Here is an 11,690-nt window from a genome sequence, read left to right as displayed (position 1 = left end):
CTCGCGCCCTGCCCGGCGGGCCCGCCGACTGGTCCGGCGGCCACCGGCACCTGCCTCGCCGACGGCAGCCCGGCCGACCTGGCCGCGGCGGTCGGCGGCAGGCCGACGCTGGTCAACGTCTGGGCGACCTGGTGCGCGCCCTGCCGGACCGAGCTGCCCGCGCTCCAGGAGTACTCCCAGCAGCCCGGCTCGGTGCGGGTCATCGGCGTGCAGGTGCTCAGCGACGAGGAGGAGGGCCTGCGCCTGCTGCGCGAACTCGGCGTGCGCTATCCGAACATCCACGACCCGGACAACCGCATCAGGGCAGCGCTGAACGTGCCCGCCGTGCTACCCATCAGCTACGTGGTGACGTCGACGGGCGAGGTCCGCCGCATCGACCCGCCCATCGCGTTCTCGTCGGCCGCCGAGGTCGCGGACGCGGTGGGACGAACTTTGGAGGGCGCATGAGCGACACTCTTTCCCCGCTCGTGCGGGCCGACCGGGTGCGGGTGTCCCGCAGGACGCCGGTGAGTGGCTGATGGGCGAGCCCGTGGTCGGACCGCTGGTCGATCCCGACGACGTCCCCGACTGGCTCCGCGCACTGGTCAAGCGCACCGCCGACATGGACGCCGGCCGGCTCGGCTGGCCGCGCACCCCGCCCCCGCCGGAGGCCAGGGAAGCCGCGGTGCTGATCCTGTTCGGCGAGGGCGCGGACGGCCCCGACGTCCTGCTGCTGCGCCGGGCCGAGGGCCTGAACTCGCACCCCGGCCAGGTCGCCTTCCCCGGCGGCGCGGTCGACGACGGCGATCACGGCGCGGTCGGCGCAGCGCTGCGGGAAGCCGTGGAGGAGGTCGGGGTGCTGCCCGAGGGCATCCGCCCGGTCGCGGTCCTGCCCGAGCTGCACGTCCCGCACAGCGGTTTCCGGGTGACCCCGGTGCTCGCGCACTGGCGGTCCCCGTCGCCGGTCGCGCCGGTCGACGCCGCCGAGACCGCCGCGGTGGCGCGGGTGCCGATCTCGTGGCTGACCGATCCGGAGAACCGGGTGCTGGTCAAGCTCGCGGGCAGGCACGCGGGGCCCGCGTTCCTCGTGCCGGGGATGCTGGTGTGGGGCTTCACCGGCGGCCTGCTGTCCGGGGTGCTCGACCTCGCCGGCTGGTCGCGCGGCTGGGACCGCTCCGACGTGCGCGAGCTCAGCGACGCGTGGCGCGCCGCCGAGGAGGCCGACGACGTCGGGTTCGGCACGCACTGACCCCCCGGGGTGGTGCGCGCGGCCTTGATCGGACAGCATGCCCGGGGCGAGGAATGAGGTGAACGGGTGAACTGGGTCGATCTGCTCGTCGTGCTGCTGGCGCTGCTGGCCGCGGTGTCGGGTGCGCGGAGCGGGCTGGTCACCGCCCTGTTCTCGTTCCTCGGGGTGTTCGCGGGCGCGGTCATCGGGCTCAAGGTGGCGCCGCTGCTGCTGGAGCGCCTGGAGAACCCGGCCGCCCGGATCGGCTTCGGCGTCGGCATCGTGGTGCTGCTGGTCGCCTTCGGCGAGACCTTCGGCATGTGGGCGGGCCGCGAGCTGCGCGACCGGATCACCTCGCGGCGGCTGACCGGGGTGGACAACGCCCTGGGCGCGGTGCTCCAGTGCCTGGCGGTGTTCGTGGTGGCCTGGCTGGTCGCGCTGCCCTTCACCTCCGCGACCGCGCTGCCCGGCCTGGCCTCGGAGATCACCAGGTCGACGGTGCTGCGCACAGTGGACTCGATGATGCCGGACGCGGCCAAGCAGCTGCCGTCCGAACTGCGCAAGATGCTCGGCGTCGCCGGTTTCCCGGAGGCGCTGGAACCGTTCTCGGAGACCCCGGTCGCCGCGATCGACCCGCCGGACCAGGCGCTGGCCTCCAGCAAGGTGGTGCGGGACGCCCGCACCAGCGTGGTCAAGGTCCGCGGACGCGCGGTGTCGTGCGCGCGGGCGCTGGAGGGCACCGGATTCGTCGTCGCGCCGCACCGGGTGATGACCAACGCGCACGTCGTCGCGGGCACCGACAAGGTCGCGATCGAGATCGGGCGCGGCGAGTTCGAGGCCCGCGTGGTGCTGTTCGACCCGAACACCGACCTCGCGGTGCTGTCGGTGCCGGACCTCGACGCCGACGCGATGCCGTTCATGCAGGGCAACCAGCAGCCGGGCGAGGACGTGATCGCCCTCGGCTATCCGCTGGACGGCCCGTACACGGCCTCCCCGGGCCGCATCCGGGAGCAGATCCGCCTGCGCGGACCGGACATCTACGACGCCAGCACCGTGGTCCGCGAGGTCTACACGGTGCGCGGCAAGGTCCAGAGCGGGAACTCGGGCGGCCCGCTGATCGACCCGCAGGGCAACGTCGTCGGCGTGGTCTTCGGCGCCGCCGTGGACGACCCGGAGACCGGGTTCGTGCTGACTGCAGCCGAGGTCGCCGACGAAGTCGCCGCCGCGCCGACGCTGGTCAACCCGGTGTCCACCGGGGAATGCACGAACTAGGCAGTGTTTCCGCACTCACCGAGCAAGGCGAGTGCGGAACGCGTCAAGCGGAAGCCTTGTCCCCGTCGTGCTTGCGCTTGGTGAGCTGCTTGGTGTCCTTGAGCGTCGCGATCGTGCGCTTGGGCGCCCTGATCTTGCGGACCCGCAGGTAGCCCATCAGCGCGAACAGCCCGGCGACCAGCAGCATCGCCAGGAACACGATGCCGAACGCCGCCCAGCGCCACAGCCCCAGCTGCGCGAGGCCCTCGGCGGCGGTGAAGAACAGGAAGAACGTGCTGAAGCCGAGCACGGTCAGCGCGAGGACGAAGTAGACGCTGCCCTTGACGCCCTTCTTCACCTCGCCCGCGAGCTCGGCCTTCGCGAGCTCCAGCTCGGAACGCACCAGTGTGGACAGATGCGTCGTGGCGTCGCGGACCAGCGCCCCGATGGACTGGCCGTTGTCGGTGCCCTCTTCGGACAGCGGGATGGACGTGACGGCCGACCAGCCCGCACCGTCCCGGCTGCCGTGGGTGTTGTTTTCGGCGCTGTTCACGCTGCCATCGTGCCACGCGGGATCACGGTGCTCCCGATTGACTCGCGGTGTGTTACCCGCGAGTGACATCGCTTGAGACTGCCTTGCGCCCCCGGCGCAGCAACATCACCGCCGCTAGCAGGGACGCGAGCGCGGACGCGATCAGCACTGCCGCCTTCGCCCGCTCCGCGGCCGGGCCCTCCAGCGACAGCTCGGCGATGAGCAAGCTCACGGTGAACCCGACGCCGCCGAGCATCGCCAGCGCGCCCAGGTCGAGCCAGCCGACCCCGGCGGGCTTGGCGCCGACGCCGAGCTTGACCGCGAGCCAGGAGCTGCCGAAGATGCCGACCAGCTTGCCGACCACCAGCCCGACCACGACGGCGATCGCGACGCGGTCGTGGACCATCGCCGCGAGCGCGTCGCCGTTGACCGGGACACCGGCCGCGAACAGCGCGAACACCGGCACGATCAGCCCGGCCGACCAGGGCTGGAGCCGGTGCTCCAGCCGCATCGCGGGCGAGGCCGTCTCGTGCGGGTCGCGGCGGACCCGGGTGAGCAGGCCGAGCGCGACGCCGGCGATGGTGGCGTGGATGCCGCTGGAGTGCACCGCGACCCAGGTCGCGACGGCCAGCGGGACGTAGAGGAACGACGTGGTGATCCGGCGCTTCTGCGCGTACCAGTAGACGGCGCAGAGCGCGGCGGCGGCCAGCAGTGCGAGCACGCTGAGCCCGTCGGTGAACAGCACCGCGATGACGATGATCGCGCCGAGGTCGTCCACCACGGCGAGGCTGAGCAGGAACAGCCGCGCGGCGGTCGGCATCCACGACCCGGTCAGCGACAGCACGCCCAGCGCGAACGCGATGTCGGTGGCCACCGGGATCGCCCACGCGGCGTGCGCGCCGGGGGCGCCGTGTCCGATGGCGAACGCCAGCACGGCGGGTACGACCATGCCGCCCAGCGCGGCGATCACCGGCAGCGTCGCGGTCTTGCGGTCGGCGAGCTCGCCGACGACGAGCTCCCGCTTCAGTTCCAGACCGGCGACGAAGAAGAAGATCGCGAGCAACCCGTCCTTGGCCCACTCGCCGACGGTGAGGTCGAGGTGCAGGGCGTGCGGACCGATCGTGAAGTCGCGGACGGCCTGGTAGACGCCGGTGACCGGTGAGTTCGCGAGCAGCAGTGCGACCGCGGTGGCGGCGAGCAGGATCATGCCGCCGACGGTTTCGGTGCGCAGGTAGGAGGCGAAGTCGAAGCCGCGGGCGGGCTTGGGGGTCTTCGGCCGCCGGGAACGGTTGCGAGTGGACTTGGACAAGGCGGCCTCCAGATTGCGCGCAGCACTGTTGGTCGCCGACCAGTCTTCCCGGCACTCCTGCCGGAAATCTTAACAGATCCTTGACGGCGCAACCGAAAAGTTGTCGCGTTTGCCCTGGTCAAGGGTGTTCAGGGGGAGAAACCTCACAACACGCGAGAGGGCGCCCTCCCCAGGTGGGAAGGGCGCCCTCGACAGCGGTGGATCAGTCCTCGCTGGACTTGCCGAGTCCGGCGGAGATGAGGTTCATGACCGAGGAGTCGGCGAGCGTGGACACGTCGCCGATCTCGCGGTTTTCGGCGACGTCGCGCAGCAGACGCCGCATGATCTTGCCGGAGCGGGTTTTGGGGAGTTCGGGTACGACCATGATTTGGCGGGGTTTGGCGATGGGTCCGATCTCGTGGGCGACGTGGTCGCGCAGGGCCTTGATGGCGGCTTCGCCGGAGGCGGCGTCGTCGGCGGTGCCGCGCAGGATGACGAAGGCGACGATGGCCTGTCCGGTGGTGGGGTCGCTGGCGCCGACCACGGCGGCTTCGGCCACGGTGGGGTGCGAGACGAGGGCGGATTCGACTTCGGTGGTGGAGATGCGGTGGCCGGAGACGTTCATGACGTCGTCGACGCGTCCGAGCAGCCAGATGTCGCCGTCGTTGTCGTATTTGGCGCCGTCGCCGGCGAAGTAGAAGCCCTTGTCGGCGAATTTCGACCAGTAGGTTTCGCGGTAGCGTTCGTCGTCGCCCCAGATTCCGCGCAGCATGGAGGGCCAGGGCTGGTCGAGGACGAGGAGTCCGCCGCTGCCGTGGGCGACGGGGGTGCCGGTTTCGTCGACGACCTTGGCCGAGATCCCGGGGAGCGGGCGTTGGGCGGATCCGGGCTTGGTGTGGGTGTGGCCGGGCAGCGGGGAGATCATGATCGCGCCGGTTTCGGTTTGCCACCAGGTGTCCACGATCGGGGCGCGGTTGCCGCCGATGTGTTCGCGGTACCAGATCCAGGCTTCGGGGTTGATCGGTTCGCCGACCGAGCCGAGCAGCCGCAGCGAGGACAGGTCGTAGCGGGCGGGGATGTCGGCGCCCCATTTCATGAAGGTGCGGATCGTGGTGGGCGCGGTGTAGTAGAGGGTGACGCCGTACTTCTGGACGATCTCCCAGTGGCGGCCTTCATGGGGGGCGTTGGGGGTGCCTTCGTAGATGACCTGGGTGGCGCCGTTGGCCAGGGGCCCGTAGACGATGTAGGTGTGGCCGGTGACCCAGCCGATGTCGGCGGTGCACCAGTACACGTCCGACTCGGGTTTGAGGTCGAAGACGGTGTGGTGGGTGTAGGCGGCCTGGGTCAGGTAGCCGCCGGAGGTGTGCAGGATGCCTTTGGGGCGCCCGGTGGTGCCGGAGGTGTAGAGGATGAACAGCGGGTGTTCGGCGTCGAAGGCTTCCGGTGTGTGGGTGTCGGGCTGGCCTTCGACGACGTCGTCCCACCACTGGTCGCGGGCCGGGTTCCAGTCGGTCTCGGTGCCGGTGCGCTTGACCACCAGGACGTGTTCGACGCTGGGGGTGCCGGCCACGGCTTCGTCGACGTTGGCCTTCAGCGGCATGGCCTTGCCGCGGCGGTACTGCCCGTCGCAGGTGATCACGACCTTGGCGGCGGCGTCGTTGATGCGGGTGCGCAGCGCTTCGGAGGAGAACCCGCCGAAGACCACGCTGTGCAGGGCTCCGAGACGGGCGCAGGCCAGCATCGCGTAGACCGCTTCGGGCAGCATCGGCAGGTAGATCGCGACCCGGTCGCCCGAGCCCACTCCGAGCGAGGCCAGCGCGTTGGCGGTGCGGGAGACCTCGCGCTGCAGTTCGGCGTAGGTGATGGTGCGGGAATCGCCGGGCTCGCCTTCCCAGTGGATCGCCACCCGGTCACCGTGACCGGCCTCGACGTGCCGGTCCACGCAGTTGTAGGCGACGTTGAGCTTCCCGCCGACGAACCACTTCGCGAACGGCGCGTTCGACCAGTCCAGTACCTGGTCCCACTCGGTGTCCCAGTGCAAACGGCGGGCCTGAGCCGCCCAAAACGCCTCGCGATCTGCGTTCGCCTCGTCGTAGAGCTCCGACGTGGCGTTGGCCTGTGCGGCGAACGCTTCGGACGGCGGGAACGTCCTGCTCTCGGAGAGCAGGTTGTCCAATGTGGTGCTCTGCCCGTCGGGCTCGCTCATTGCGGAGAACCTCCCTGGCTGATGGGGCGCGGTGTGCTCTCAGAACCGTAATGCGATCGAGCTTGCTCCAACAGGGGTTGTCCCCCCTGGTTCAGACCAATTTCTGCCTACTGTCCGAAATCAGCGCATTACGCAGCGCGCCACTGCCGTCACTGTGGCACACGTCCCATTCCGCGCGGGCGTCGGGTCGTGCCCGGTGCCCGGTAGCGTCCTGGTCGTGAACGCGCAGGAAACGCTCCTTCCGCTGCTGGAGCTGGACGGTGTCGCCGACGCCGTGAAGGCGGCCCGGGCGGCGATCGACGAGGTCCACCGGCACCCGGCCAACCGGCGCGGCTGGCCCGCGACCGCCGCCGAGGCGTCGGTGCGCGCGGCGCGCGCGTCGGCCGCCGTCGCGGGCGGGGCCACCGAGATCCCGGACAGCGGCGAGGTCAGCGACCCGCTGCTGGCGGGCGCGCTGCGGATCGCCGAGGGCATGGGCCCGCTGCTGCCGACCTGGCAGCGCGCGCCGTCGCAGGCGCTGGCCAGGCTGCACGTCCTCGCGGCGGCGGACCTGGTCGAGGACCAGGAACTGCTGGGCAGGCCCGACCCGGCTGCCTCCGAGCGGCTGGCGCTGCTTTCCGAGATCGTCGCCGACGCGAGCGGCCGGTCGCAGGGCGCGATCCCGGGCCCGGTGCTGGCGGCGGTCGTGCACGGCGAGCTCCTCGCGCTCTCGCCCTTCGGTTCGGCCGATGGGGTGATCGCGCGGGCGGCGGCACGACTGTGCGTGATCAGCAGCGGCCTGGACCCGAAGGGGCTCGTGGTGCCGGAGGTCGCGTACTTCCGCAAGCAGGCGGAGTACGCCGCGGCGGCGGAGGCGTTCGCCTCCGGAGAGCCCGACGGGGTCGCGAAGTGGATCGTGCACTGCTGCGGCGCGCTGGAGGCGGGCGCGCGGGAGGCGAAGTCCATCGCCGACGCGGTGCAGGAAGGCTGAGGGAACGTGGGGAAGAAACTGCTGCTCGACTGCGACCCGGGCATCGACGACGCGATGGCGATCGGCCTGGCGCACGGCCTGCCGGAGCTGGAGCTGGTCGGCCTGACCACGGTCGGCGGCAACGTCGAGCTGGAGCACACGACCGAGAACGCGCTGCGGCTGGTCGACTTCTACGGCATGGACGTCCCGGTGGCCCGCGGCGCGGGCCGCCCGCTGGTGCGCGCGCCGAAGACGGCAGCCGACGTGCACGGCGCGTCCGGCCTCGGCGGCGTGGCGCTGCCGGAAGCGCGGTCCAAGCTCGTCGACGCGCACGCGGTGGACTTCATCATCGACACCCTGGCCGCCGCGCCGGGTGAGATCAGCCTCGCCGCTGTCGGGCCGCTGACCAACATCGCGCTGGCGCTGCACAAGGAGCCGCGGATCGCGGAGTGGGCGGCCGAGTTCGTGATCATGGGCGGGTCCTACGGTCGCGGCAACGTCACCCCGGCGGCCGAGTTCAACGTGCACGCCGACCCGGAGGCCGCGGCGGTCGCCTTCGGCGCCCCGTGGCGGACGGTCATGATCGGCCTGGACCTGACCCACCAGGCGCGGGCGAACGCCCCGGTGCGCACCCGGTTCGCCGAGCTGGGCAGGCTCGACGCGGAACTGCTGACGCCGTGCCTGGACTTCTACGGCTCGCACGCCGACTACGCGGGCGAGGGCCCGGCCATCCACGACGCCTGCGCGGTCGCGTACGTGGCGCGCCCGGACCTGATCAGGACCGTGCCCGCGCGGGTCGACGTCGAGGTGCACGGCAGGTTCACCGCGGGGATGACCGTGACCGACTTCCGCGCCGAGCCCAACGCGGCCGTCGCCACCGAGCTCGACGTCCCCGCCTTCTGGGACCTGGTCACCGACGCCTACCGGCGGATCGAACTCGCCTGAGCTGGCGTCAATTGCTCGCGCTGGGCGCGGCAGGCGATCGTTGTGAGAAGTTTTCGCAATGGTGGATCCGCGGTACATCAAGATGTTCCACGAGGTCGTCGAAGCCGGCTCCTACTCGGCCGCCGCGCGCAGGCTCGGCTACAGCCAGCCCGCGATCAGCCAGCAGATGCGCGCGCTGGAGCGCAGCGTCGGCACGCCCCTGTTCGCCCGGGTCGGCCACGAGCTGCGGCTCACCGAGGCCGGCGAGATCCTGGCCCGGCACGCGGCGTCGGTCCTGCGCGAGCTGACCGCCGCGCACAGCAGGATCGCGGCGATCCGCGAGCTGCGCGCGGGCAGCATCCGCATCTGCGCGTTCCCCAGCGCCAGCGCGACGATCGTCGCCACCGCCGCGGCCCGCACCGCGCGGGCCCACCCGGACCTGCGGATACAGCTGTTCGAGGACGAGCCGCCGAGCTCGCTGGAAGCGCTGCGGCGGGGTGACTGCGACATCGCGCTCGCCTTCACCTACGCCGGGTTCGAGGAGCGGCTGGCCGAGGACGTCGTCGGCGTGCAGGTGCTGGCGGATCCGGTGGTGGCGGTCCTCCCGGCGGGGCACCGGCTGTCCCGGCGGCGCGAGGTGGCGCTGTCCGACCTGAGCGGGGAGCGCTGGATCGCGGGCTGCCCGCGCTGCCGCGAGCACTTCGTCCGCGCGTGCGCGGCGGTCGGCTTCGAACCGGACATCGCCTGCACCACCGACGACAACCTCGCGGTGCAGAGCCTGGTCGCGGCGGGAGCGGGAATCGCCCTGATGCCGCGGCTGGTGCTGTCGTTCCTCAAGCACCCCAAGGTGGTCGAGCGCCCGGTGCAGCGGATGGAGCAGCGCAGCGTCTCGGCGTACGCGCTGCGGGACCGCGCCGGAATCCCGGCCACGGCGCTGATGCTGGAGACGTTCCGCCAAGTGGGGCAGGAGATGCGGCTGGGGGCATAAGAAAACCCGGGGTGGTACCCAAGATTTCGGTGGTCGACGGCGAATCCCCCGCTGGGCAACGTGGAATCCATGACAGCGCAGCAGGAAGAAATGGTGGCGGCGATCCGGAAATCCGTGCGGCGGAAGGAATCCGCGGCCAGAACCGCGGAGCTGGTCGCCGCGGCGCTGCGGCCGTTCCTGCCCGAACCCGGGCTCCTGCGGGAGGACCAGCGAACCGGCGACCCCGACCGCTACACCCAGCACGTCCTGCACGTCGAACCGGACGGATCGTTCTCGGTGGTGGCCCTGGTCTGGCTGCCGGGGCAGCGAACCCCCGTGCACGACCACGTCGCCTGGTGCGTGACGGGCGTGTACGAGGGCGTCGAGCACGAGCAGCGGTACGCGGTGCACGACGGCCACCTCGTGCCGACCCAGGAGGTCACCAACCCGGCGGGGGACGTTTGCGGCTTCGCCCCGCCGGGAGACATCCACCTGGTCCGCAACGCCTGCGACACCAAGGCGATCTCGCTGCACGTCTACGGCGCCGACATCGCCGAGTTGGGCTCCAGCGTCCGCCGCACCTACGACCTCCCGCTGGCGGGCTGATCACGGGCGCTCATCGCACGGACAGGTAGCGGCCGATCGCGAGCAGCAGGCACGCGATCGGTACGACCAACCACGGCAGCCGGAGGATGCGGAGCCACGCCAGCAGTCCCTGCGGTACCAGGATCACCACCGAGGCCCAGATCGCGAACCAGGACGACATCTGGTCGACGTAGATCGCCTGTCGGTCCCAGGGCCCGTCCGGGGGGAGGGCGTACGCGAAGTAGAGGAACGGCACCGGCACCAGATCCGTGATGAGAGCGGTGAGCACGCCGCCCCACGTGTTCCGCGGGGCGGCCGGTTGTTGGTCCGTCGCTTCCAATGTTCTCAACTCCCGGATGACGTTCGAACTACTCCATCGCCTCGCGCGCCTGTGGGATGTTCTTGAGAAAACCCCGGCCGTATCCTTGAGCGTCTTCGCCCTGCCAGTGTGGTCCGCCGTTGTAGCGGGCCGCGAGTTCCTGCATTTGCCCGGGTGTCAGCTGATCGGCTGGGACATCGGCGAACTCGGTCTGCTGCTTGAGATCCGCGATGTGCTGCGCCGCGATGAAGATGTTCTGCTTCGGGTCCTGCAGCGCTTCGACCGGAACCGGGCGAAGTCCACGACCGCGCGACCGACGTCGGCGTGTGCGCGTGATGCCCGCGCCTCGGTTCCCGTGTCCGGATCGAGACGTCCTGCCTTCAGAAGTCCGGCCAGCTCGACCAGGACGTGACTGCTCCCGTTGGCTGTTCCCGTTGATCGATTCGGGGTTCGGGTCGAGCTGCGAGCCCGCCGGGCGGCGGGAGATCAAGCGCCCTTCGCGCGGACCTCGTCGACACGTTTGTCCAACGAAGCGGCGAAGTCGGAAGGGCCCATCGGCATGAGCACGAGCTCGTTCTCGCGGTCGACGAACTCCCGGGTGCCGAGCCCGTAGCGGCCGTCGGGTTCGAAGGCGTCGAACCACTTCAGCGGCTGCGAGCGGTGGGTGCGGCCCATCGGGTCGCGGAGGTTGGCGGTGAACTGGCCGTCCCGGAAGTGCTGCGCGCCGAGCATCTCGCGCAGCACCTGCTCACCGGGCTTCTCCCGGCTCGCGGTGCTGGACTGGAGGATTCCACGCTCCGCGTAGCTCTCCTCCTCGCGCGGGGCGAACGCGCTCAGCGGCACCGAGACGAGCGGACGCTGTCCCGGTGCGGCGGCCGGCATGCCCCGCACGGTCGCGGCTGCGATCGAGGTGCGCGGGTGCACCGAGATCTCGACGTCCCCGCCGTGCGCCTCGGTCTCACCGGGAGCCTGCACGAGCAGGATCGATCCGCCCTCGGCGACCACCGACAGCAGCCGCGCGGGCGAGGGGTTGGTGTCGTCGGGCATCCACAGCCCTTCGATCCACAGGCCGGGTTTGGCGATGTGCGCGAGCACCTGGGCGAACTGCCGCGTCAGCCCGAAGTCGGTGGCCAGCCCGGCGGCTTCCAGCTCGGGGAGGGTGCGTTGCCTGAGCACCGCGCGCTCTTCCAGGGTCTGGCCGTGCGAGCGGACCGCGATCGGGAACGGGTACTCGTCGAACCCGCCGATCTCCCAGCACAGGTCGAACCACAGCGGAGGCAACCGCCATCGTCCGGACACACTTCCCCCTCGCAATCAGGCCGGCCCTTCCGAGCCGGAGCGGATCAGGCGCCGAAAACGGGCGGCGCGGTCTTGGGCATGTTGTCGGTCCAGACGTCCTCGTCCTCGACGAGCCAGCTCGGACGCTCGTGCTCCTGGTCCTCGGCGCCCTGACCGCGACCGG

At 71.1% G+C, this 11,690-nt stretch carries 13 protein-coding genes; 8 read left to right on the top strand and 5 right to left on the bottom strand.

Annotation, left to right across the window (positions count from 1 at the left end):
* From ABD691_RS32500 to ABD691_RS32490, 3 genes are all read left to right on the top strand, one after another.
* Positions 1-447: TlpA family protein disulfide reductase (locus tag ABD691_RS32500; protein ID WP_344686197.1), on the top strand; the 447-nt coding region annotated here is incomplete at its 5' end.
* A 70-nt stretch (positions 448-517) separates the two neighbouring features.
* Entirely contained in the window at positions 518-1,228 is a 711-nt protein-coding gene (locus ABD691_RS32495; RefSeq protein WP_344686196.1) for an NUDIX hydrolase, read from the top strand.
* A 66-nt stretch (positions 1,229-1,294) separates the two neighbouring features.
* Positions 1,295-2,479 (top strand): MarP family serine protease, encoded by a 1,185-nt coding sequence (locus tag ABD691_RS32490; RefSeq protein WP_344686195.1) that lies wholly within the window; start codon positions 1,295-1,297, stop codon positions 2,477-2,479.
* Positions 2,480-2,522: 43 nt separating this feature from the next.
* Here ABD691_RS32490 and ABD691_RS32485 read toward each other — a convergent pair whose 3' ends face one another.
* The 3 genes from ABD691_RS32485 to acs all read right to left on the bottom strand — a co-directional run bounded on the left by ABD691_RS32485 (position 2,523) and on the right by acs (position 6,484).
* The gene (locus ABD691_RS32485) at positions 2,523-3,011 is read right to left on the bottom strand and encodes a phage holin family protein (protein ID WP_344686194.1); all 489 of its coding nucleotides are present in this window, start codon (positions 3,009-3,011) and stop codon (positions 2,523-2,525) included.
* 52 nt (positions 3,012-3,063) lie between these two features.
* Positions 3,064-4,299, bottom strand: coding sequence for a Na+/H+ antiporter NhaA (nhaA, locus tag ABD691_RS32480; protein ID WP_344686193.1), 1,236 nt, complete (start codon positions 4,297-4,299; stop codon positions 3,064-3,066).
* Positions 4,300-4,501: 202 nt separating this feature from the next.
* Positions 4,502-6,484 carry an acetate--CoA ligase gene (gene acs, locus ABD691_RS32475; protein WP_344686192.1) on the bottom strand — a complete coding sequence of 661 codons (1,983 nt, stop codon included), beginning with the start codon at positions 6,482-6,484 and terminating at the stop codon, positions 4,502-4,504.
* A 217-nt stretch (positions 6,485-6,701) separates the two neighbouring features.
* Here acs and ABD691_RS32470 point away from each other — a divergent pair, with 217 nt between their 5' ends.
* From ABD691_RS32470 to ABD691_RS32455, 4 genes are all read left to right on the top strand, one after another.
* Complete coding sequence (locus tag ABD691_RS32470) at positions 6,702-7,454, top strand: Fic family protein (protein WP_344686191.1); 753 nt, start codon at positions 6,702-6,704, stop codon at positions 7,452-7,454.
* 6 nt (positions 7,455-7,460) lie between these two features.
* On the top strand, positions 7,461-8,378 hold the full coding sequence (locus ABD691_RS32465; RefSeq protein WP_344686190.1) for a nucleoside hydrolase: 918 nt from the start codon (positions 7,461-7,463) through the stop codon (positions 8,376-8,378).
* 58 nt (positions 8,379-8,436) lie between these two features.
* Positions 8,437-9,345, top strand: coding sequence for a LysR family transcriptional regulator (locus tag ABD691_RS32460; RefSeq protein ID WP_344686189.1), 909 nt, complete (start codon positions 8,437-8,439; stop codon positions 9,343-9,345).
* 69 nt (positions 9,346-9,414) lie between these two features.
* Positions 9,415-9,930, top strand: a complete 516-nt coding sequence (locus ABD691_RS32455) for a cysteine dioxygenase family protein (RefSeq protein WP_344686188.1) — start codon at positions 9,415-9,417, stop codon at positions 9,928-9,930.
* Between the two features lie 10 nt (positions 9,931-9,940).
* Here the strand turns inward: ABD691_RS32455 and ABD691_RS32450 are convergent, their stop codons facing one another.
* Entirely contained in the window at positions 9,941-10,198 is a 258-nt protein-coding gene (locus ABD691_RS32450; RefSeq protein ID WP_344686187.1) for a hypothetical protein, read from the bottom strand.
* 67 nt (positions 10,199-10,265) lie between these two features.
* Between ABD691_RS32450 and ABD691_RS32445 the strand changes: the two genes are divergently transcribed.
* Positions 10,266-10,640 (top strand): hypothetical protein, encoded by a 375-nt coding sequence (locus ABD691_RS32445; protein WP_344686186.1) that lies wholly within the window; start codon positions 10,266-10,268, stop codon positions 10,638-10,640.
* Positions 10,641-10,714: 74 nt separating this feature from the next.
* On the opposite strand, the gene ABD691_RS32440 is transcribed toward ABD691_RS32445, so the two are convergent.
* Positions 10,715-11,527, bottom strand: a complete 813-nt coding sequence (locus ABD691_RS32440; RefSeq protein ID WP_344686185.1) for an ESX secretion-associated protein EspG — start codon at positions 11,525-11,527, stop codon at positions 10,715-10,717.
* Positions 11,528-11,690 lie beyond the last annotated feature (163 nt).

The organism is Saccharopolyspora taberi (genome assembly GCF_039534165.1).
Classification (GTDB): Bacteria; Actinomycetota; Actinomycetes; order Mycobacteriales; family Pseudonocardiaceae; genus Saccharopolyspora_D; species Saccharopolyspora_D taberi.
The sequence above is the reverse complement of the archived record's forward strand: the minus strand, read 5'-3'. Positions and strand labels throughout refer to the sequence as shown.

Coding starts and splice junctions, on each gene's coding strand:
- ABD691_RS32495 (WP_344686196.1), top strand. CDS start 518: ATGGGCGAGCCCGTGGTCGGACCGCTGGTCGATCCCGACGACGTCCCC.
- acs (WP_344686192.1), bottom strand. CDS start 6,484: ATGAGCGAGCCCGACGGGCAGAGCACCACATTGGACAACCTGCTCTCC.
- ABD691_RS32460 (WP_344686189.1), top strand. CDS start 8,437: ATGGTGGATCCGCGGTACATCAAGATGTTCCACGAGGTCGTCGAAGCC.
- ABD691_RS32455 (WP_344686188.1), top strand. CDS start 9,415: ATGACAGCGCAGCAGGAAGAAATGGTGGCGGCGATCCGGAAATCCGTG.
- ABD691_RS32445 (WP_344686186.1), top strand. CDS start 10,266: ATGACGTTCGAACTACTCCATCGCCTCGCGCGCCTGTGGGATGTTCTT.